At 41.5% G+C, this 20,189-nt stretch carries 24 protein-coding genes, 1 tRNA gene and 1 pseudogene; 15 read left to right on the top strand and 11 right to left on the bottom strand.

Going from position 1 to position 20,189, the window contains the following annotated elements; all coding sequences use genetic code 11:
- Positions 1 to 11 precede the first annotated feature (11 nt).
- Both V7K56_RS00625 and V7K56_RS00620 read left to right on the top strand, forming a co-directional pair.
- Entirely contained in the window at positions 12 to 416 is a 405-nt protein-coding gene (locus tag V7K56_RS00625; protein ID WP_334906587.1) for a phospholipase D-like domain-containing protein, read from the top strand.
- Between the two features lie 54 nt (positions 417 to 470).
- The gene (locus V7K56_RS00620; protein WP_334906585.1) at positions 471 to 731 is read left to right on the top strand and encodes a hypothetical protein; all 261 of its coding nucleotides are present in this window, start codon (positions 471 to 473) and stop codon (positions 729 to 731) included.
- 133 nt (positions 732 to 864) lie between these two features.
- Here the strand turns inward: V7K56_RS00620 and V7K56_RS00615 are convergent, their stop codons facing one another.
- The 6 genes from V7K56_RS00615 to V7K56_RS00590 all read right to left on the bottom strand — a co-directional run bounded on the left by V7K56_RS00615 (position 865) and on the right by V7K56_RS00590 (position 7,330).
- On the bottom strand, positions 865 to 1,767 hold the full coding sequence (locus V7K56_RS00615) for an MBL fold metallo-hydrolase (protein ID WP_334906583.1): 903 nt from the start codon (positions 1,765 to 1,767) through the stop codon (positions 865 to 867).
- An 11-nt stretch (positions 1,768 to 1,778) separates the two neighbouring features.
- Positions 1,779 to 2,162 (bottom strand): aspartate 1-decarboxylase, encoded by a 384-nt coding sequence (gene panD / locus V7K56_RS00610; protein WP_334906581.1) that lies wholly within the window; start codon positions 2,160 to 2,162, stop codon positions 1,779 to 1,781.
- A 260-nt stretch (positions 2,163 to 2,422) separates the two neighbouring features.
- Entirely contained in the window at positions 2,423 to 2,935 is a 513-nt protein-coding gene (locus tag V7K56_RS00605; RefSeq protein ID WP_334906579.1) for an inorganic diphosphatase, read from the bottom strand.
- A 417-nt stretch (positions 2,936 to 3,352) separates the two neighbouring features.
- Positions 3,353 to 3,538: a hypothetical protein gene (locus V7K56_RS00600; protein ID WP_094349221.1), complete on the bottom strand. Its 186-nt coding sequence runs from the start codon at positions 3,536 to 3,538 to the stop codon at positions 3,353 to 3,355.
- A 1,069-nt stretch (positions 3,539 to 4,607) separates the two neighbouring features.
- Complete coding sequence (locus tag V7K56_RS00595) at positions 4,608 to 5,579, bottom strand: DUF362 domain-containing protein (protein WP_334906577.1); 972 nt, start codon at positions 5,577 to 5,579, stop codon at positions 4,608 to 4,610.
- Positions 5,580 to 5,908: 329 nt separating this feature from the next.
- Positions 5,909 to 7,330 (bottom strand): aspartate ammonia-lyase, encoded by a 1,422-nt coding sequence (locus tag V7K56_RS00590; protein ID WP_334906575.1) that lies wholly within the window; start codon positions 7,328 to 7,330, stop codon positions 5,909 to 5,911.
- 163 nt (positions 7,331 to 7,493) lie between these two features.
- Here V7K56_RS00590 and pgsA point away from each other — a divergent pair, with 163 nt between their 5' ends.
- The 5 genes and pseudogenes from pgsA to V7K56_RS00565 all read left to right on the top strand — a co-directional run bounded on the left by pgsA (position 7,494) and on the right by V7K56_RS00565 (position 9,153).
- Complete coding sequence (gene pgsA, locus V7K56_RS00585; RefSeq protein WP_334906573.1) at positions 7,494 to 8,012, top strand: CDP-diacylglycerol--glycerol-3-phosphate 3-phosphatidyltransferase; 519 nt, start codon at positions 7,494 to 7,496, stop codon at positions 8,010 to 8,012.
- A gap of 88 nt (positions 8,013 to 8,100) precedes the next feature.
- Positions 8,101 to 8,328 (top strand): type II toxin-antitoxin system HicA family toxin, encoded by a 228-nt coding sequence (locus V7K56_RS00580; protein WP_334906572.1) that lies wholly within the window; start codon positions 8,101 to 8,103, stop codon positions 8,326 to 8,328.
- Positions 8,325 to 8,549, top strand: coding sequence for a type II toxin-antitoxin system HicB family antitoxin (locus tag V7K56_RS00575; protein ID WP_334906570.1), 225 nt, complete (start codon positions 8,325 to 8,327; stop codon positions 8,547 to 8,549). Before V7K56_RS00580 ends, V7K56_RS00575 begins: the two co-directional genes overlap by 4 nt.
- A 48-nt stretch (positions 8,550 to 8,597) precedes the next feature.
- Positions 8,598 to 8,849: pseudogene (locus V7K56_RS00570) on the top strand (hypothetical protein); the annotation flags it as partial.
- A gap of 130 nt (positions 8,850 to 8,979) precedes the next feature.
- Positions 8,980 to 9,153, top strand: coding sequence for a hypothetical protein (locus tag V7K56_RS00565; protein WP_334906568.1), 174 nt, complete (start codon positions 8,980 to 8,982; stop codon positions 9,151 to 9,153).
- Between the two features lie 78 nt (positions 9,154 to 9,231).
- Here the strand turns inward: V7K56_RS00565 and V7K56_RS00560 are convergent, their stop codons facing one another.
- A complete protein-coding gene (locus V7K56_RS00560) occupies positions 9,232 to 10,116 on the bottom strand; it encodes an SMP-30/gluconolactonase/LRE family protein (RefSeq protein WP_334906566.1) in 885 nt (294 codons plus the stop codon).
- Between the two features lie 222 nt (positions 10,117 to 10,338).
- Between V7K56_RS00560 and V7K56_RS00555 the strand changes: the two genes are divergently transcribed.
- Positions 10,339 to 11,064 carry a Uma2 family endonuclease gene (locus tag V7K56_RS00555; protein ID WP_334906564.1) on the top strand — a complete coding sequence of 242 codons (726 nt, stop codon included), beginning with the start codon at positions 10,339 to 10,341 and terminating at the stop codon, positions 11,062 to 11,064.
- A gap of 59 nt (positions 11,065 to 11,123) precedes the next feature.
- Here the strand turns inward: V7K56_RS00555 and V7K56_RS00550 are convergent, their stop codons facing one another.
- A complete protein-coding gene (locus V7K56_RS00550; protein WP_334906562.1) occupies positions 11,124 to 12,062 on the bottom strand; it encodes an NAD-dependent epimerase/dehydratase family protein in 939 nt (312 codons plus the stop codon).
- Between the two features lie 274 nt (positions 12,063 to 12,336).
- Between V7K56_RS00550 and V7K56_RS00545 the strand changes: the two genes are divergently transcribed.
- From V7K56_RS00545 to V7K56_RS00525, 5 genes are all read left to right on the top strand, one after another.
- On the top strand, positions 12,337 to 13,479 hold the full coding sequence (locus tag V7K56_RS00545) for a glycosyltransferase (RefSeq protein ID WP_334906560.1): 1,143 nt from the start codon (positions 12,337 to 12,339) through the stop codon (positions 13,477 to 13,479).
- 112 nt (positions 13,480 to 13,591) lie between these two features.
- Entirely contained in the window at positions 13,592 to 14,347 is a 756-nt protein-coding gene (locus V7K56_RS00540) for a sugar transferase (RefSeq protein ID WP_334906607.1), read from the top strand.
- Positions 14,348 to 14,821: 474 nt separating this feature from the next.
- Positions 14,822 to 15,901 (top strand): GDP-mannose 4,6-dehydratase, encoded by a 1,080-nt coding sequence (gene gmd, locus V7K56_RS00535; protein ID WP_334906558.1) that lies wholly within the window; start codon positions 14,822 to 14,824, stop codon positions 15,899 to 15,901.
- 22 nt (positions 15,902 to 15,923) lie between these two features.
- On the top strand, positions 15,924 to 16,868 hold the full coding sequence (locus V7K56_RS00530; RefSeq protein ID WP_334906556.1) for a GDP-L-fucose synthase family protein: 945 nt from the start codon (positions 15,924 to 15,926) through the stop codon (positions 16,866 to 16,868).
- 68 nt (positions 16,869 to 16,936) lie between these two features.
- Positions 16,937 to 17,530: a 5-formyltetrahydrofolate cyclo-ligase gene (locus V7K56_RS00525; protein ID WP_334906554.1), complete on the top strand. Its 594-nt coding sequence runs from the start codon at positions 16,937 to 16,939 to the stop codon at positions 17,528 to 17,530.
- Positions 17,531 to 17,744: 214 nt separating this feature from the next.
- Here the strand turns inward: V7K56_RS00525 and V7K56_RS00520 are convergent, their stop codons facing one another.
- Positions 17,745 to 17,897: a WD40 repeat domain-containing protein gene (locus V7K56_RS00520; protein ID WP_334906552.1), complete on the bottom strand. Its 153-nt coding sequence runs from the start codon at positions 17,895 to 17,897 to the stop codon at positions 17,745 to 17,747.
- Positions 17,898 to 18,094: 197 nt separating this feature from the next.
- On the bottom strand, positions 18,095 to 18,709 hold the full coding sequence (locus V7K56_RS00515) for a DnaJ domain-containing protein (protein WP_334906550.1): 615 nt from the start codon (positions 18,707 to 18,709) through the stop codon (positions 18,095 to 18,097).
- Positions 18,710 to 18,738: 29 nt separating this feature from the next.
- On the opposite strand from V7K56_RS00515, the gene V7K56_RS00510 reads away from it, so the two are divergent.
- Complete coding sequence (locus tag V7K56_RS00510) at positions 18,739 to 19,827, top strand: tocopherol cyclase family protein (RefSeq protein ID WP_334906549.1); 1,089 nt, start codon at positions 18,739 to 18,741, stop codon at positions 19,825 to 19,827.
- 33 nt (positions 19,828 to 19,860) lie between these two features.
- A tRNA-Arg gene (locus V7K56_RS00505) sits at positions 19,861 to 19,934 on the top strand.
- Here the strand turns inward: V7K56_RS00505 and V7K56_RS00500 are convergent.
- Positions 19,916 to 20,044, bottom strand: a complete 129-nt coding sequence (locus V7K56_RS00500; protein WP_334906547.1) for a hypothetical protein — start codon at positions 20,042 to 20,044, stop codon at positions 19,916 to 19,918. The genes V7K56_RS00505 and V7K56_RS00500 overlap by 19 nt on opposite strands.
- Between the last annotated feature and the right edge of the window lie 145 nt (positions 20,045 to 20,189).

Raw genomic sequence — 20,189 nt, 5'->3', positions numbered from 1 at the left:
CAGGAGCGTATTTGGGTAAGGGCGGCTGGGCACAATGGCTGAAAGAAAAGTTGACTGGGTTCAATCAGCACGTTCGATTTGTGCATACCAAATATATGCTGATCGATCCTCTAAGCGACCACCCGATAGTGATCACTGGGTCAGCCAATTTTAGCGAAGCTTCCACCAATCAAAACGATGAAAACATGATGGTGATTAGAGGGGAGAAGCGAGTTGCTGATATTTACCTGACCGAGTTTATGCGACTATTTACGCATTTTCGATTTAGAGGCAAAGTTGAAGAGCATGACGAAACAGTTCACAAGTCAACACAACCACTACCGAAGAAGCTGTACTTGCGAGACAGTGATAGCTGGGCACGACGGTTTTATGTCAAAGATTCGCCTCGTGAGAAAGAACGACTGTTCTTTAGCTAGAAAAATTTTCTCAAGCCTGCGTACTAGATTTAGGTTCACTTTAATAATTTGCAAGTGCTTGGTTCAGTTCAAGTTTTTCGCTGGCAACCAAAGCTTAGTGGCGGTTTGATTTATCCGATTCGTTGTGAACGTTGGCACATACCTGATGGCAGACAGCTTCTTGAGTTATCCATTCGAGTTCAGCCAGAGCAAGCACTCTTGGCTCAAAAGCAGTTCATGCAATATCTAAAGCACAATAAGCTTGACTCAACGGGTGTTCAAGAAACTAAAACTCGGCTTGTCTTAGAGTATTTTGCTAATGAACTGCAAGGGTAGAAATACCGCAATAGCTAATACAATCCTCGTGTTTTACTGATAACATCAATCATTGTCGGTGTTGATGAAACGTCTTTGGCTTACCAGCCTTCGTTGCCTGTGGAAAAAAGGTAACAGTTAGAAAAACAATAAATCACTTACCAACAGCTAATACTAGACCTTCATGGGCTAGTATGGCTTGAGGAAAAGCAGATTTAATATCGACTTGAACCTGGTCAAGAAAATCATCATGGTCATCTGGGTGATGATGAGAAATGGCTAGCCGTTGAACGCCAGCACTCAGAGCTGTATTCACCGCAGCTTGCCAGAGTAAATCAGCAGAATCATGGTTGTGAGATGTAGGCGGAGTGTAAGTGGCATTGGCAATCAGCAAGTCAACACCTTGAATGAACTGTAAAATCCGCTCTCGCTCCACTTGATCGGCATTTTGATGCAAATCTGTGATGTAAGCAACACTATATTCCTGCCAAGTAACTCGATAGCCAACTGACCGCTGAGTTTGATTAATTAATGCAGTTGTAATGTTGACATCATCTAACTTCACGTCACTTTCTGGAGTCAGATTGTAAAACTGCAATTCTGACTGCATTACCTGTAAAGGGTAAGGAAAGTGTGGCTGGAGCATCTGATCGTACAGGCATTGTTTGATTGAGGCTCCATTTGAGGCAGCTGTGCCGTAAATATGGAAGCAATTTTCCCCAATAAATGCGGGAGCAAAAAAGGGAAACCCTTGAATTCGGTTCGATTGGCAGTTGGTAAAAAATAAATGAGCTTCTAGTGGCTGTTGCAATTCTTGCCAAGTTTTACCCAGTGTGCGTAAGCCAGTACCGCCATCAAATATCAAGCGTTTCCCAGCTACATCCATTTCTACACAAGCGGTATTACCACCATAACGATTAGTATTGCTACTTGGAGTGGGAATCAAACCTCTGACACCCCAGAATTGCACGATAAATTTACCTGCTGGGCTACTTGGCAGGGTAAATGACTTTTCTCTTATATAGCTCTGGGAATCCGACAACTCAAAATTTGACATTTTCCTTGAAATTAGACCTTACTGAGCAGGTCATCGTAGCGCCGCACTTCCAACAGCCTGTTTTTTTCGTCCACAATGACTACCTTAGGAGAGTAACTTTTTAACTCTTCTGGAGTGAACTGCCCGTAAGTCATTATAATCAAGCGATCGCCAATAATGCCTAGACGTGCCGCACCCCCATTTAGCTCAATGATTCCTGAATGGGCTAGAGCGGGGATCGCATAGGTAATAAAGCGCTGACCGTTGGCACTATTAACTACTTGCACCTGTTCATAAGGTAAGATACCAGCTTTTTCCAAAAGGATTTCATCAATGCTGATACTACCCACGTAGTTGATATTCGCCCCTGTGAGGGTGCAGTTATGAATTTTTGCCAAAAGGAGAGTACGCTGCATTCTGGTTTGGGTTTAGTGGCAGTTTTTGCGAACCGTAACAAGCGAAAGTTATAAGTAGAGACGCGACGCCAGTCGCTACAACGGGGGGAACCCCCCTTCGGGTTCGGGGGTGACGCTCCTTCGTCGCTAACGCTGCGCTAACGCAATCGACGGTAACCGCCAAGACTGCGACCCCCTCACCGCAACGCGCTGGCTCATTAATCGCGTCTGTACAGGAGTTAAGAATAAAAATTCATAACTCTTAACTCCTAACTCCTCTATTATCCTCTATAAGCTTTGACGGATTTTTCTACTAAAGCTGCAACTTTATCCACATCTTGCCAACCGAGAATTTCAGTCACCTTTTTTTCCAAATTTTTATAACTACGGAAAAATTCAGCAATTTCATCTAAGCGGTGTGGTGCTAAGTCTTTCAGGGATTTTACTTGAGTGTAGCGCGGATCTTTGTCAGGAACACAAAGGATTTTTTCATCGCGATCGCCACCATCAATCATCTCCAAAAAGCCAATTGGTCGCGCAGCAATAATACAGCCGGCAAAGGTCGGCTCGTCAATTATGACCATACCATCTAGGGGATCGCCATCATCAGCCAAAGTATTGGGTACAAAGCCGTAATCATAAGGATATTGTACTGAGGAATAAAGTACTCGGTCTAGAGCAAAAGCTTCTAGTTCCTTGTCGTATTCGTATTTATTTTTACTTTTGCCAGTAATTTCAATCAGAACGTTGATTAGACCCGGTTTTGGTTGGGCAGGAATTCGAGATAAATCCACAAAAAACTCCTCTGATAACACTGAATTATGGGAGTACTCAGTCAGCTTCGCTCCCCGTGTAGAATTTTAGGGCAATATGGATCTCTTCCCAAGGTATTTGTTCTACGGCATAGGGGACTGGGAAGAAACTTTTACCTGTAACCTGTTTCCTTGAATTAGCCAGAAAATAGAAAAAGCGTTACGAGCAAACTTCGCAACGCTTTTTCCAAAAGGGTATTATGGATATCCTCCGCCTTTAATTGCTGTTAAAGGGATTTCTGTCCTAACTTTGTTCAGACAACTGTAATCTGGAGTCACACAATCCAGATTTAGCTTATTCTTGATGAACTACACCCACATCTACAGAGATTTTCTACAAAATCAGTGTTCTGCTTTTTTGTAGATATCCTGATGAGAAAATGTGAATGGGAAGCTCGATCAATCTTGATTTCCCTGTATGTTTTGGATCAGAGGTTGCTGGTTATTTTGAACGTTAGTTGAAGAATAGTGGGCGATGACAAATACGGGTAGGGTAAGAGTCAATAGAGCGATCGCAGTTCCCACAATGTCTGCCAAACGTTGGGAATATGTATCGGCATTGGCAGACTGGCTATTTGAATTCATACAAAATTGAAGTTCTTCGTAACACTGTGTAGGTTTACTCTTCAAGTGAGAGTATTAATGCTAGTTTAGCTATTTTTAAACTGTAAAATGTGTAGCATTCTACAATTTAAACCAGTTATACAACTGTCATAGTAGCCTTTTTATACATAAACTTCTTAATATAAAGTTACAAGCAAACAAATCATGTTTTATTTTGTAATTAATATTTTCAGATGTTTCCCTGTATGGTGTAACGGGTTGCATACGCAAAGCAAACTTTGATAGCATCATTAGTTACATTTTTTCGCTGATTAAAGATTAATTAGCAAAACATATTTGTCTGATACTTCATGATTATAACATCGTACAACGCTTTTGATAAGGTCATTTTACTGGAATTGCTAATTTGTGATACAGGACACAAAACCGCAAAAGCACTGATAGATATTCAGTGCTTTTGATTGTTATATGGTAGTTATACACAAAAATATTTGACACCAGAGAAGAAATAGGTAGTAATGATTTTTGTAACCAATGATAACTACCGAATAAATACAGATATATCAACTGTACAAGGGAGAATGGATTCAGTGATATCACTAAACAAATATTTAAGAATTTAAATTTTGCAATGTACGTAATATTACGGCAATTTTGTCAATCTATATAAAGGTAGAGTAAAAAAGTTTTAGAAGCTGGCGTAGACGTGTAGTAGGTTATTACCAAACTTTCCTCATATCTGAACAAAATACCCAATCCCAATTTCCAGATTCTAAATCCGTATAACTTTTTGGATAAATTAAAATTTAAGACGAAAAATTGTATAACAAATTAATCAGTTAAAAAAACCGCCACTAAATATAATAGGGCGGTCTGGTTAAGCAATCGGAGGGTAATTACAGATTACTCTGCTAAGAAATGAAATTGCTGTAACGAAGTTTGCACTAAATTGAGGATTGGGGATTAGGCTTGGGGCATGGGTTATTCTCCCTTTATCACCTTGTCTTTTTCTTCTCTACGAGACGCTGCGCGTAGCTTGCTTCCTTGTAAGGGTACAATTTTGAATTTTGAATTTTGAATTAATTTCTCCCTACTCCTTTCCATAAACACTGATTGGTTCCTTGATAAATCGCGTGTAAAGATGCTTAAACGTAGACTTAATTACACGGGGCATACCAAAATCAATGGGCATTAACTTGTCTGGGAACCGCCAATCTTCTATTTTTAATAACTCAGGATTTAAATGCGGAAACTTTATGGCAGCAAGTTCTGGACAAACTCCTAGCCTTTGAGAAGCTGCAACTGTGGGCACTTGTTCAGGAGAAACATTAAGGATTTCTACCATTGCCCGATCTAAGGCAAATATATCTAATGCGGCTGCTAAAATGCCCAGTTGGCGAGGTTCCCCATTGCTGGGGCCATTACCTTCATGACCGATGATACCATCTAATATGGTTAAGTCAGGGTTAATCGCTCTGGCAGTTTCTACTAACATTTCACCAAATCTATTTGCGTCTTTTCCCGCTTCCATGTGCCACCAAGCTTTCATTTTGCCGGGGACACAACCAAACAGGTTTTTTACGCCCAGTGTTAATGTCAACTGGGCATGTGATTTAACTTTCGGTAGGTTAATCACTACGTCTGCTTCCATTGCTTCTTTAGACAGTCGCAGATGGTTAAAATTGTCACTTACGGTTTGGTAACGCTGACCGTGAAAATCGATGATAGGAAGATTGAGTTCTTCTAGAATAGGCAGATAGCCATTTGCTATTGCTACGCCCTTGGCACTGCCAAAAGCAGGACTATCGCCCAAAAATGGCTTACCGCCAACCTCAATTACCATTTGGGCAACTTCATAAACTAGTTCGGCACGGGTGATACACTCTTTACCAGGACGCGATCCTGTAAGTAAATTCGGTTTGAGTAAAACGCGATCGCCTTTTTTCACAAACGCTGCTATTCCTCTAAAAGGTTCTAAGAGAGTGACTAAAGATTCCCGTAAAGCCTCTCGTTCGTAGGATGTAGCCCGAATGAGACTAACAGATGATTTTTGAGTCTGCATGGATAATAAATAGGGGATAGCGGACTGAGGACAAGAGATAGTAATACCAATTCTTTATTACAGCAATTTTCAGGTAAATAGACCATGCCCTACTGGTATAGCAATGCTCATTGATGTCAACTTAAGCAAAAACTCCTTTAAAATCTTGTTTCCAGCCTCTGGCTGGAAATGCACTTTCATTACGTTCCCAGTTGGAGACTGTTAACCAGACAACGAGACAATCTCTAAAAGCTTGTTCTAGACAGCCTTTCACGTTAAGTTGACACCCGCAATGCTGTGCACCTACAACAGATGTGGTTCAAATAAATGAAAACTGCTGTAAGATGCTATTATTCTGTTGTGAGCGGTAAGATACCACTCATTTGTTCTAGATTTAAGACTGTGGCTAAGTCTGTTTCACTCATCAATCCTCGTTCTAGGACAATCTGCCGCAGAGATTTACCAGTTTCTAAAGATTCTTTGGCGACAGCTGCGGCATTTAAATAACCGATGTGGGTATTAAGTGCGGTTACTAAAGCTAAACTGCCTTCGGCGTATGCTAAACAACGTTCTTGATCAGCAGTAATTTTGCCAATGCAGCGTTTGGTAAGTGCGGCGATGGTATTGCCGAGAATTTCGATACTGTGAATTAGGTTATAGGCAATCAGTGGCATCATCACATTTAATTCTAATTGCCCTGCTTGGGCGGCTAAAGCGATCGCACTGTCGTAACCCATCACCTGAAAACACACCATTGATGTCATCTCTGCCATCACTGGGTTGTATTTCCCTGGCATAATTGAGGAACCAGGTTGCACTGGAGGCAGTTGAATTTCTTTCAAGCCTGTTTTTGGTCCCGAATCCATCAGGCGTAAATCATGAGATATTTTGGCTAAATCCTGGGCTAAATTCCGCAAAGCACCGGAAACATTCACAAATGGCGCCATACTCTGCATAGCTGCCATGAGATGGGGTGCAGGTTCTAAAGGAGTATCAATCAATTTTGAAAGAACTTCTACCACACGGGCGCGATACAGAGGATGAGTATTTAATCCCGTTCCGGCTGCACTACCTCCCAAACCCAGCACCATCAAATCTCCTGAAGCAGTATAAATCCGGTTTTGATGTTCTGTCAGAATTTGCGCCCAAGCCCGAAAATTCTCACCCAAACGCACGGGTACAGCGTCTTGTAAATGGGTTCTGCCAGATTTGACAATATCTTGAAATTCTACAGCTTTGTTTTCTAAAGATGCGATCGCCCCATCTATCGCTGGGTGTAATGTCTTAGATAATGCCAATAAACCACCAATGCGAATTGCCGTAGGAATCACATCATTGGTAGACTGCCCATAATTAACGTGGTCATTGGGACTAACACGTTTGTAATTGCCCTTTTCTTCACCGAGTATTTCTAAGGCACGATTTGCTAGAACTTCGTTGACATTCATGTGGTGGGATGTTCCAGCACCCGCCTGATAAACATCCACAACAAATTGCTCACGGAACTTCCCAGCTAAGATTTCATCAGTTGCTTGCACAATCGCCTGACTAATATCTTGGGGAATGCAATTTAGTTCTCCATTCACTATTGCTGTAGCTTTTTTAATTATCAATCCAGCATCTACGTAAGTAGCTAAAGGCTTGATGCCACTAATAGGGAAATTTTCGATCGCCCGTTGTGTTTGAATGCCGTAATAAACGCTACTAGCAATTTGGCGATCGCCCATCGAATCGCGTTCGATGCGGAATTGGGAGTCTGGGTGTTCAGTCATAGTATTGTTTTAGGAGAGCTACAGAAAACAGATTTTCCCACGCTTAGGGAGAAAGTGGGGAGACAAAGAGAAGTTGTAGTAAGTTTGTCCCCTCCGCATTTATTTATGGGGATTATTAATTTTGAATTTTGAATTTTGAATTTTGAATTCGGAGCAAAGCGACGTGACTCTACCCAACTGGATTACCTTCTCTCGCCTTCTGGGTGTACCATTTTTGCTTTATGGATTGTACAACCCCACACCTCAAGCTAGGTGGATATGTTTGGCGATTTTTATCGTTGCGGCGTTAACGGATTGGTTAGATGGCTATTTAGCGCGGAAACTCAACCAAATTAGTGAGTTGGGTAAGTTTCTAGATCCCTTAGTGGATAAATTTCTAGTACTTGCACCATTGATGGTTTTTATTGAACTAGGAAAAGTACCAGCTTGGGGAGTGTTTTTGATTTTAGCGCGGGAATTAGCGATCGCTGGTTGGCGGGTAAATCAAACAACGATTATGGGGGCAAATATTTGGGGTAAACTCAAAACTGTTAGTCAAATAGTGGCGATCGCACTTCTGATTGCGCCACTACCTGAAGTCTGGCAAACTCCCTCTGTGACCGCTTTTTGGATTTCTGTCGCTTTGACTTTAATATCTGGGGGTATTTATCTTTTGCCACAAAAAGTTAGCATTGCTGATTGAAAACATCTACTGTCTTGTCCCTGTCGGTCTGAGATTTCTCCAGATAATCATGACAAAATATTTATAGATACGTCAGAAATTTCTAACAGTGCCCAAAAAAATTCGGGAACTAAAAGCAATACTCCTAAAAGCTGGATTCACTTATAGAAGCGGCAAAGGCAGTCATACAGTATGGAGCCATCCTTTGCTACTTTATAGCCTCACTTTATCTGGCAAAGACGGAGCAGATGCAAATCGTTATCAGGAAAAAGATGTTAGAAATGCGCTCATAGAAATAAAACAACTAGAGGAAGAAGAAAAAGGAGAACAGGAATGAAACCACAATATAGTATTGTAATTCAGTGGTCAATGGAAGATAAAAAGTATATTGTCAGCCTACCTGAGTTTGGCCCCTATGCACACACTCATGGAAATACCTACGTCGATGCTCTTAATAATGGTGAGGAAGTACTAGAACTTTTGATTGAAGATTATCAAGCACAAGGAAAACCACTACCAGACCCTTTAACTGCTAACATTTCCTTTCGGTTTGTTTAATCCTCACCCTAATTATTAGCAGTTACAACTAACTTTACTCTCACATCGGCGATCGCTGGTTGGCGGGTAAATCAAACAACAATTACGGGGGCAAATATTTGGGGTAAACTCAAAACCATTAGTCAAATAGTCGCGATACCTACGGCGGGCTACGCCTACGCACTTCTGATTGCGCCACTACCTGAAGTCTGGCAAACCCCATCTCTAATTGCTTTTTGGATTTATGTTGCCTTGACTTTAATATCTGGGGGTATTTATCTTTTGCCGCAAAAAGTCAGCACTAATGAAACGGCAATATAGTATTGTAACTAGGAAAAATACACTTTGAAGTTCAAAGTTAAATCAAATAAGCTGCATGGTACTGATGTTTTTTTATTTGCAAGTCCTTTAGAACTCGGAAGTTGCACTTCTGAACTCGGAAGTTGCACCTTTGAACTCGGAGGTTGCACCTTTGAACTCGGAAATTGCACCTTTGAACTCGGAAGTTGCACCTTTGAACTCGGAAGTTGCACCTTTGAACTCGGAAGTTGCACCTTTGAACTCGGAAGTTGCACCTTTGAACCTGGAACTTCGAGATCAAAAGTTCCAAACTCAGAATTTTTAGAATTCGTAAACAAGTAAAGAGTCAAGTTGAACGAATGCAAGAAACAATTTAGCGGCTCACCTTAACACAGCTACTACTTTATTTCTCAAAATTATAGCTAGGTAATCCAGTAACATCAGTTTGCAGAGCAAACAAATCACCAGAGTAGAAACTTTTGTCAATCTCGGCTTGGCTGAGTTCAACTGAAGCGGTAGTGATGTAGAGTGTTTGCAAATCTTCGCCACCAAAGGTACAACTTGTTACAAGTGGAACGGGTAGATTAATCCGCAATATCTCTTCACCCTTGGGATTGAAACGAATCACACACCACCCATCCCACATCGCTGACCAAATATTTCCTTGACTATCTATTGTTAATCCATCTGGATAAAAAGATTCATGAGTTAAATCAACAAAAATCCGGCGATTAGTAATGTTACCCGTTACTGAATTAAAGTCGTAAGCATATATCTTTTTATGAGGAGAATCACTCAAGTAAAATATTTTTTGATCTGGACTCCAACCCAGACCATTAGAGAGAGTCAATCCTGTTTCCATTACATGCAATGAACCGTCACGATCATAGCGATAAAGGCTAGCATGAGGTTTTTCTGAAGAACACATTGAGCCGAACCAAAAGCGGCCTTGGGGGTCACATTTTCCATCATTGAGTCGGTTATCTGGCTGATTTCCTTCAATTTCCAAAATTGGAGTAACTTCACCTGTTTGGGTATTGAGGAATGCTAGGTGATGACGCACTGCCATAATTAATTTATCTTTACCTGCTGTTGCGATCGCGCCTACCACATCTCCCACATCAAAAAACAAATCTTTCCCGGTAGCAGGATTGAACTGATGTACCCGATGGTTGTAGATATCAATCCAGTACAGTAGGTTTTGGGTAGAGTCCCAAATGGGACCTTCACCCAAACGGGCGCGAGACTCTAGAACATTTTGGAGTGGATATTGCAAAACCTGGCTCATTTTATCAACCAACAACAGCATTTACAGAAATTAGTTTTAGTAGCCTTCAGACAATTCTAAAAAACGTTTGGCTGACTAATAGAGAAAATTGTCATTCCTGTTCTAGTAAAAACTAAAGACGCAATTTATCGCGTCTTTCTCAGGTAGAAAAAATATTTTTGACTTTGACCAAACCTTTACCGCGATCCGTTAACTTAAAATTAGTCGGTCAGGATTCCCCTTATGTACCAAACAGACCCGCCTCTCTCCCCCAAAGAAGTCCTACCCACCATGTACGATCTTCCCAGTGAATATCTAGAGGACTCTGGTTTGCCTGACGAATTTCACCTTTTTCAACCCCAACTTCTGCGCGAAACCTTCTGTCCACCTAATTATCCAGCAGAGGAGGTATTTGTCGCCACTGACTTAAACCTTTACTATGACCTCCGGCATACACTGTGGTACAAACGCCCAGACTGGTTTGCTGCTGTAGGAGTTTCGCGTCTCTACGAACAGCAAAACTTGCGTCTCAGTTATGTGATCTGGCAAGAAGGGGTTGCTCCTTTTGTAGTGGTAGAATTGCTTTCTCCTGGCACTGAAAAAGAAGACTTAGGACAAACTCTGCGGGAGATTAACCAACCGCCGACCAAATGGGAAGTTTATGAGCGGATTTTGCGAGTTCCTTACTACATTGTGTTTGACCGCTATACTGACAAACTCCAAGCATTCCAATTAGTTGCAGACCGCTACAGCGAATTGGATTTGAGTACCTCACGGGTGTGGATGCCGGGTTTGGAACTGGGCTTAGGACTTTGGCAAGGTTCTTACCAACAAATTGAGCGATTGTGGCTACGTTGGTATGATGCAAGTGGGAATTGGCTTCCCACACCTCTAGAACGAGAAAGTCAACGTGCTAACAGATTAGCAGCACAACTGCGAGAGTTGGGCGTTAACCCTGATGAGTTATGAAGATGCGATCGCATCGTACCAGTAGGGATACACAGCGATGTACCCCTAAACATCTTTACTCACAACGCTTGTAAAATTTCTTCATCTACAGAGAAATCTACTTCGGCTTTGTCTTTTGCATTAGCCAAATAATCATTTTCCAGAGAGTCTTGTAAACCAGAAATCAAATCATATTCAGGATGCCAGTTTAATTCTGTTTGCGCTTTATTCACCGAAGCAAAAAAATGCTGCACCCGCATTGGAAAAGCTTTACGTTTGCCAAAATCAAACTTTTTCGGGTCGTAGTGGACGATTTTGACAGCATCAGGTGATTTACCTGCGGCGACAGCACTAGCACGGGCTAAACCATCAAAAGTGACAAAGCGATCGCCAGAGATATTATAAATCTGTCCTATGGCTTGTTTATTGCCCAAAACTTGAGTCATTGCTAGTGCCAAGTCTTTTACATGACCTAACTGGGTGATATGCAAGCCATTTCCAGGAATGGGAACGGGGCGATCGCGCACAATTCTATCAAAAAACCAGCTTTCCAATTCATTATAATTACGAGGGCCGTAAATATAAGTAGGACGAATAGAAGTAAAAGGCAATCCCAATTGAGTCAGGTAAGCTTCTGTTTCATGTTTACCCTTATGGCGACTTTTAGGATCTACTGCATCACCTTCTATATGGGGCAATTGATCGGATTTGAGATACACTCCCGCAGAACTCATATACACAAAATGTTGCACTCGGTCTTGAAAAATTTCTGCTAGTGGTTGAGTATCAGTCAGTTCCCGTCCATTATTGTCAAAAATGACATCAAAGTTTTCTTGTGATAATTTTTCTTTTAATTGAGTAGCATCAGTGCGATCGCCTATAATTTGTCCTACTCCCTGTAAAGAAGGTGTTGGCCGATTCCCACGATTGAACAGCACCACCTTGTGTCCTTGTTCCACTAGTAGTTGAGTCAAATAGACACCAATGAACCGAGTACCACCCATAATCAGAATTCGCATAAATTCACCTTTTCTATATCAGTTGTCATCAAGGGAATAGGTATTGAGGACTAGGGAAACAAAAAGGACAAGGAGAATAACCCATGCCCAATGCCCCATTCCCCATTCCCAATCTGAGGTTATCAGGTTGTAGTATCCATCTGGAACCTCTGGGGGAAAGATTACGTCCCATTTGCTAATCTGAAGCACTTCCCGTTAATTAATCACAAGAGGAAACTTTTCAGTCAGAGTCTAAAAAAACTATCTTCAATTTTGAATTTTGAATTGTTTAGCTGTGCCCTTGAAATATGCTTTAGTTCATGAGTGGCTGACACCGAAAGCCACAGGTGGCTCAGAACTCGTTGTCCGAGAAATTTTGAATCATATTGATGCTGATTTGTATGCTCTCATAGATTTTGAATCTAGCAATAGAGAAAGTTATTTATATAAGCGTCAAATTGGCAAGACGTTTCTCCAGAACTTTCCTTATGCCCGTAACGGTATACAAAAATACTTGCCTTTGTGGCCCTTGGCAATTGAACAACTTGATTTGCGGCATTATGATGTCATTTTGTCTTCATCCCATGCTGTTGCCAAAGGAATCCTTACCACTCCTGAACAGATGCATATTTGCTATTGTCACAGCCCTATGCGCTATGCTTGGGACTTGACCTTTGATTATCTGCGCCACAGCAAACTGGGTAGTGGTTTACCTGGTTGGGTGACGCGATATTTATTACATCATTTGCGCCAGTGGGATGTATTGAGTGCCAATCGCGTTGATTACTTCATTGCCAACTCGCAGCATACAGCTCGGCGGATTTGGCGCTGCTATCGGCGAGAAGCAACAGTCATTTATCCACCAGTGAATATTGCGGAATTTCCGTTTCTGTCTGAGAAAGAGGATTTTTACCTGACAGTTTCCCGGTTAGTGAGTTACAAGCAAATATCGTTGATTGTCAAGGCTTTTAATCAACTAAAACGACCATTAGTAGTCATTGGTACAGGAGATGAAATGAAAAAGATTCGCGAGATGGCAAACTCAAATATCCAAATACTGGGATGGCAACCCGATAATGTGGTAAAAAAATATATGTCTAGGGCTAAGGCGTTTGTGTATGCAGCTTGTGAAGATTTTGGTATTGCCCTAGTGGAAGCACAAGCTTGCGGCACGCCAGTGATTGCTTATGGTGCAGGGGGTGCTCTAGAAACAGTGCGAGATATCCACTCTTATGTAGATACAGGGACAGGTATATTTTTCAGGACTCAAACAGAGGCGGCTTTGGTGGAGGCAGTAGAAAAGTTTGAAATGTGTGAGAGTTCGTTCAATTCCGAGTATATGCGATCGCACGCCACGCAGTTCTCACCGCAAATCTTTGCAGATCGTTATCTAGATTTTGTAAACAAGTGCAACGAAAAAAGACTGTTTTTGCAATGATGGTCTTAGTTAACGTCTTATTTTTTTTAGGCTTTTGGCAATTTTCCCCAGAAGCACCTCATTTTGGCTTTAATATTGGGACTATGTGTGGTGTGGATTATTAAGGAGTATGATGACTGCCCAGAGCTCACTCCTCTCCGGCAAGCGACGCGTACGGCAAGACACTAGAGCGTCTACGCGTTTCTTAAAACGTGGTCAAAAAACAAAGACGCCAAAAGTTAAGCCTAAAGGTTTATCTTTTCAGGGTTTAAACGGAGAGTTTGCCAAACGACTGTTCGATATAGTGTTTTCGCTGTCAGTATTAATTTTGTTCTTCCCCGTCTACTTAATTTTGACCATGCTGATTGCCTTGAGCTCAGAAGGCCCAATTTTTTATGTCCAGGAACGGGTAGGGAAAAATTACAAAGCGTTTAATTGTATTAAATTCCGAACAATGGTAAGCAATGCCGATGAAATCCTCATGCAAATGATGGAAACATCGCCCGAATTGCGACAAGAATTTGAGAGCAGTTTTAAGCTGAAACAAGATCCCCGGATTACCAAAATTGGTCGATTTTTGCGAATTACTAGCTTAGACGAATTTCCCCAGTTCTGGAACGTTTTAAAAGGGGACATGAGTGTAGTCGGTCCCCGACCTCTAGTAGCAGAAGAACTGCCAAAATACGGTTATCACATTGATGAGATTTTAACAATCCGTCCAGGAATTACTGGTTTGTGGCAGGTATCTGGGCGTAATGACATTCCTTACCCTCGGCGAGTCCAAATAGACCTGCATTATGTCAAATTTAGGAATTTCTGGCTTGATTTATGGATCATCTTGAAAACTGTTAATGTAGTAATTCTACCTAAAAATAATGGTGCATACTGAGTAACTACTTAGGGTCGATTCTGTGGGGCATTTAATGCCCCTAAGTACCAATTCTCCCCGAAAGCTAAAGAATTGCTCATCTTTAGTTTCTATAATTTGTGCTTTTTTACTTAACTAAGATTTCTGTGAGTGTGGATATTTGGCTCTTTTGCCAGAAATCTAATTTAAAGTACCTATTTTATTAAGTCTTCACAAAACCAGAGATATATGAAGCTTTGATAAAAAGACAATACACATAAAAATACTCTCGATCTATCTGGTAAAAAATAAAATATACATAATTAAACAATCTTGAGCTATCGAAGATTGGACTTACGTATTAAAGTACTCTTTATTAAGTATATTTATTTACGGAAAAAGTATTATAAAAACAAGAACTCGTAGGTTTCCCATTAGGCAATTCAGCAATTAGTTGCTAGGTTGTATCAGATTGGCTGTAACTTTTTAATCAAAGACAATAAGGGATAATTGAGCATGACGCAACAGAAGCGAGCGTTAATTACTGGTATTACTGGACAAGATGGTTCATATCTAAGTGAGTTTTTGTTGGAACAAGGTTATGAGGTTCATGGCATCATTCGCCGGACTTCTACCTTTAACACAGACCGCATCGATCACATTTACGAAGACCCTCACAAAGAGGGAGTGCGCTTGTTTCTTCACTACGGTGACTTGACAGATGGTACAACGTTGCGGCGTATTTTAGAAGAAGTAAAGCCAGTAGAGATTTACAACCTCGGCGCTCAATCCCACGTCAGAGTTAGCTTTGATTCACCAGAATACACGGTAGATGCAGTAGGAATGGGGACATTGCGTCTGTTGGAAGCAATTCGAGACTACCAGCATCGTACCGGAATTCAGGTACGATTTTACCAGGCGGGTTCTTCAGAAATGTACGGTTTAGTACAAGCAATACCTCAAACTGAGACAACGCCTTTTTATCCCCGCAGTCCCTATGCCTGTGCGAAAGTTTACGCTCACTGGCAAACTGTAAATTATCGTGAATCTTATAATTTATTTGCTTGTAATGGCATACTTTTTAACCACGAGTCACCACGGCGGGGTGAAACCTTTGTAACCCGCAAAATTACTAGAGCGGTGGCTGGTATTGTTGCTGGTAAGCAGAAAAAGATTTACATGGGTAATCTAGATGCCAAGCGAGATTGGGGCTATGCGAAGGATTACGTCAAAGCAATGTGGTTGATGTTGCAGAAAGACCAGCCAGACGATTACGTAATTGCTACTGGTGAAACCCACTCGGTGCGCGAGTTTTTGGAACTGGCATTTAGTTATGTGAATCTTAATTGGCAAGATTATGTAGAGTTTGATGAGCGTTACCTCCGTCCATCAGAGGTAGAGTTGTTAATTGGCGATTCTACCAAAGCACGGCAGAACTTGGGCTGGACACCATCAGTAACCTTTAAAGAACTAGTTTCCCTAATGGTAGAAGCAGATTTACAAGCATTGGGTCACACTTCACCCAATGGAAATGGTTCGCAATTTCCAAATGACATCGCGACTATTCGTCAAACACTGGGCGCTTTGCACTTCTGATTCGCATCACAGAGGATAAAATATGACCGCCTTAAGATTAAAAAATAAACGGATTCTCGTCACTGGTGGGTCGGGGTTTCTAGGTCGTCAGGTGATAGATCAACTGTGTAAAGCAGGAGCTGATCGTGAGAAAATTACAGTACCGCGATCGCACGATTCCGATTTGCGTGTTTGGGAAAATAGCCAACGTGCAGTTGACCAGCAAGACATAATCATCCATCTAGCAGCTCATGTCGGTGGTATCGGTTTAAACCGTGAAAAACCCGCAGAGTTGTTTTACGATAACTTGATCATGGGAACCCAGCTGATTCACGCTGCCTATCAAGCTGGAGTAGAAAAATTTGTTTGTGTTGGCACAATCTGTGCCTATCCCAAATTTACTCCAGTGCCATTCAAAGAAGACGATCTTTGGAATGGCTACCCAGAGGAAACCAACGCCCCTTACGGAATTGCAAAAAAAGCACTTTTAGTTCAATTGCAATCTTACCGTCAGCAGTACGGTTTTAATGGGATTTACCTACTACCAGTCAATTTATATGGTCCAGAAGATAACTTTGACCCCGGAAGTTCCCACGTCATTCCAGCGTTAGTTCGTAAAGTTCACGAAGCCCAAATTAAAGCAGAAAAACAACTTGCAGTTTGGGGTGATGGCAGTCCAACCCGTGAGTTTCTGTATTCAGAAGATGCGGCGCGGGGGATTGTGATGGGGACTCAATTCTATAACGAATCGGAACCAGTAAACTTGGGAACCGGTTATGAAATCTCCATCCTTGATTTAGTAACTCTAATTTGCAAATTGATGGAGTTTAAAGGGGAAATTGTGTGGCAAACTGATAAGCCTAATGGTCAACCCCGCCGCTGTTTAGATACTGAACGGGCAAAGCAAGCCTTTAATTTCACGGCTCAGGTGAGCTTTGAAGAAGGGCTTAAGAATACCATTGAGTGGTATCGTCAACACGGTGCATAACAATGTTCTGATGAATGTAGAGTGATACAAGCTGGGCATCGCCCAGCTTATTTTTTTGACTATATTTTATGGACAAAGTTAATCATCAACTAAATAAAGCAGAATTGCGCCGCACTCTACTTAAAAGACGTCAATCAATGTCCGTTGAAGAATGGAGAGAAAAAAGCGATCGCATTAGCTCTCATTTACAAAACTCTACTTTGTTTACCCAAGCAAAAACAATACTCGCTTATTTCAGCTTTCGCCAAGAACCTGACCTTAGTCCCCTATTTACAAACACCAAATACCGTTGGGGATTTCCTCGCTGCGTTGATAAATCCTTATGTTGGCATATTTGGACACCTAATAATTCTATCCAAAGCGGCGCTTATGGAATTACTGAACCACACCCCGACGCTCCAATCTTAGATGCTGCCGAAGTAGATTTGATTCTTGTCCCCAGTGTAGCTTGCGACCATCAAGGATATCGTTTGGGTTATGGGGGCGGATATTACGATCGCTTGCTCAGTTTACCGCAGTGGCAGACAAAGCCAACCATCGGAATTGTCTTTGATTTTGCCTACTTGTCCCACATACTTATTGAACCTTGGGATAAACCACTACAAGCTATTTGTACGGAAACCGGATTGACTCGAAAAGGTCGAAGGATTCAGGATAAATAAGACATTCAAAAGCCAAATCAATTGAAATTTTAAAGAAGGCTTTGGGTATTTCTTATTATGAAGCACAAGATATCATTCACAATAGTCGAACATGGAGTGATGTAAAAGAAATACTTAATCAATAGAAAGAGTATCCCAAAGACGGATGTTATTAAACTGTCAGTTAACGGATTGATCAAAAAATCTAACAATTCTCTAAATTTTTAATTTATTGTTATATATCGCATCGCCAAAGCTTAATAGTCATATCTCGACTACTGCTAACCAAAGTTTTGCCATCAGGACTGAAAGCGACAGAGTTAACCCAATCTGAATGGTTATCCAAAGTGTAAAGTTCTTGTCCTGTGTTAACATCCCATAGCTTCACAGTATGATCTGCACTACCGCTAACAAGATGCTGACCATCGGGACTAAAAGCGATCGCTCATACTAAGAAATCAGCAGCAAATCTTACTACACTTAGTATTCCCAAGTATAAGTAGTATCTAACTTCATCTCTGGTGTCGCCGTCTGAAGTGTTTTACAGCTATTTACCTGAAAATAGCTGTAAACTATATTCGCTCCTTATCTCCAACGCCGATTTAGCCGTAGTAAACTTTTTATCCTTTGACAAAATCTTTCTACTAGAGGTCTAGGTTTTGATACATATCTAGGCGATCGCGATCTACGCGTACTCCCCGGATTTGTTAACTCTTCTTCTATTTGTGCAGCTTTATTTAAATCTGAAGCGGCTCTATATTCATATCCTAATTGTGAGCAAACTAACCCACGATATTTATATGCGTCAACATAGTGAGGATTAAGACGAATTGCGTGAGTAAAATCTGCGATCGCATCCTCATATCTGCCTTGTGTAGCATTTTCTACTCCTAAATTATAGAAAGTTTCTGCATCCCAACGATTGACAGATATTTTTGGGGGGTTTTTAGGCGAAGATGAAGATGGATTTTCAGGAATAGGAGGCTCAGATGGAATTTCAGATTTGAGCCTGTTGTAAGCTGCGTTGATTGATTTGATTTTTTCCTCAGCTTCCTGTTTTTGCCTTTGATCGACAAAGCGATCGGGATGCCAAATTTTCACCAGTTTACGGTAAGTTCGCTTCACCTGTGCTTGAGATGCACCGGGTTTCAGCCCAAGAATTTCATAAGCATCATTAATATCGAAGCGATCGTCGCGCATACTGAAAAAATCGGCAATTAGATAAATCTATGTTAACTATTCCCTTAAATTCTCTCCAAACACCCCATTCTGGCTATCACTGGGATGGTAGTAGTCGCCGCTTCTTTGAAGGTTGGTATTACCGCGTCACATTACCGGAAATTGGGCAAACATTCGCCTTTATGTACTCCATTGAAGATCCCATCGGCGGTAAACCTTACAGTGGCGGTGCAGTTCAAATCCTCGGCCCAGATGATCAGTACCTCTGCCGTACTTTTCCTGATGTCAACAAATTTTGGGGTAGTCAAGATGTTTTGGCTTTAGGTCATTGGGGTAAAAATAATTTGCAAGTTTCTCCTTTATACTTACTCCCAGTAGAGTTTGAGTATCATGTCCAAGAAGGATATCAAGCTACAGCCACCTTGAATCAGGGAATAATTCGCGAATGCGCCACCAATAATTATTGCCGTTGGCAGTATGAAATTCAACCAGTATACGGTTGGGGTAATCAAAATGCCATTCAGCAATCAACCGCAGGCTGGCTGTCGTTCTTGCAGATTTTTGAACCTGGATGGCAAATTTTGATGGCTCACGGTCTAGCCAGTGGGAAGATTGACTGGAATGGCAAAATCTACGAATTCACCAACGCCCCAGCTTACGGTGAGAAAAATTGGGGTGGTGCTTTTCCTCAAAAATGGTTTTGGATAAATTGTAATTGCTTCGAGGACGAACCAGACTTAGCATTAACTGCTGGCGGTGGACGGCGGGGTGTGCTCTGGTGGATGGAATCTGTAGCGATGATTGGACTGCACTATCAAGGCAAGTTTTATGAATTTGTTCCCTGGAATTCACAAGTAGAGTGGGAAATTCAGCCTTGGGGTAGGTGGCAAATGAAAGCTAGCAACTCTAGTTATGAAATTGAATTAACAGGAACCACGAATTTACCTGGTACTCCTCTACGTGCGCCAACAGCAGAAGGTTTAAGATACTGTTGCCGGGACACCATGCAAGGAAAACTAAATTTAGAGTTACGAGAATTAAATGGAAGAAAATCTAAAATAATTCTAAAAGCAGAAAGTTTTCTTTGTGGTTTAGAAGTAGGCGGCGGCTCTTGGAATAATTATTGGCAGTCTCCCTAAAACTACTGCTATAATTATATATGCTTCGCAGTTGGGGTTGTAGCTCAGTTGGATAGAGCGGACGCCTCCTAAGCGTCAGGTCGTGCGTTCAAGTCGCACCAGTCCCGTTATCTTCAGAATTCAGGACAACCTCAATCGGTAGTGGTTCACCTTGAGGGGTAATGATACCAATTCGACGTCGCTGCTCAAAGGTGCTAATTTCTGTGTAGAAAACCAATAGGCCAATAGGCTACCTGTCAAACCGACAATAATTGCAATCAGTCCTACTCAGGACTTACGCAACTGTCACAAGCGACGGTGCGGCTGTGCCGCACCGAGTGCCAAACAACTAGATAATAAACATAGGAACATTCGGACGTTTT

This window comes from Nostoc sp., from assembly GCF_036917535.1.
Lineage (GTDB): Bacteria > Cyanobacteriota > Cyanobacteriia > Cyanobacteriales > Nostocaceae > Nostoc.
This window is presented reverse-complemented; position numbering and strand designations above follow the sequence as displayed.

Coding starts and splice junctions, on each gene's coding strand:
- V7K56_RS00515 (WP_334906550.1), bottom strand. CDS start 18,709: ATGCGCGACGATCGCTTCGATATTAATGATGCTTATGAAATTCTTGGG.
- V7K56_RS00540 (WP_334906607.1), top strand. CDS start 13,592: ATGACTGCCCAGAGCTCACTCCTCTCCGGCAAGCGACGCGTACGGCAA.
- V7K56_RS00615 (WP_334906583.1), bottom strand. CDS start 1,767: ATGTCAAATTTTGAGTTGTCGGATTCCCAGAGCTATATAAGAGAAAAG.
- panD (WP_334906581.1), bottom strand. CDS start 2,162: ATGCAGCGTACTCTCCTTTTGGCAAAAATTCATAACTGCACCCTCACA.
- V7K56_RS00555 (WP_334906564.1), top strand. CDS start 10,339: ATGTACCAAACAGACCCGCCTCTCTCCCCCAAAGAAGTCCTACCCACC.
- gmd (WP_334906558.1), top strand. CDS start 14,822: ATGACGCAACAGAAGCGAGCGTTAATTACTGGTATTACTGGACAAGAT.
- V7K56_RS00575 (WP_334906570.1), top strand. CDS start 8,325: ATGAAACCACAATATAGTATTGTAATTCAGTGGTCAATGGAAGATAAA.
- V7K56_RS00530 (WP_334906556.1), top strand. CDS start 15,924: ATGACCGCCTTAAGATTAAAAAATAAACGGATTCTCGTCACTGGTGGG.
- V7K56_RS00550 (WP_334906562.1), bottom strand. CDS start 12,062: ATGCGAATTCTGATTATGGGTGGTACTCGGTTCATTGGTGTCTATTTG.
- V7K56_RS00510 (WP_334906549.1), top strand. CDS start 18,739: ATGTTAACTATTCCCTTAAATTCTCTCCAAACACCCCATTCTGGCTAT.
- V7K56_RS00590 (WP_334906575.1), bottom strand. CDS start 7,330: ATGACTGAACACCCAGACTCCCAATTCCGCATCGAACGCGATTCGATG.
- V7K56_RS00600 (WP_094349221.1), bottom strand. CDS start 3,538: ATGAATTCAAATAGCCAGTCTGCCAATGCCGATACATATTCCCAACGT.
- V7K56_RS00595 (WP_334906577.1), bottom strand. CDS start 5,579: ATGCAGACTCAAAAATCATCTGTTAGTCTCATTCGGGCTACATCCTAC.
- V7K56_RS00525 (WP_334906554.1), top strand. CDS start 16,937: ATGGACAAAGTTAATCATCAACTAAATAAAGCAGAATTGCGCCGCACT.
- V7K56_RS00560 (WP_334906566.1), bottom strand. CDS start 10,116: ATGAGCCAGGTTTTGCAATATCCACTCCAAAATGTTCTAGAGTCTCGC.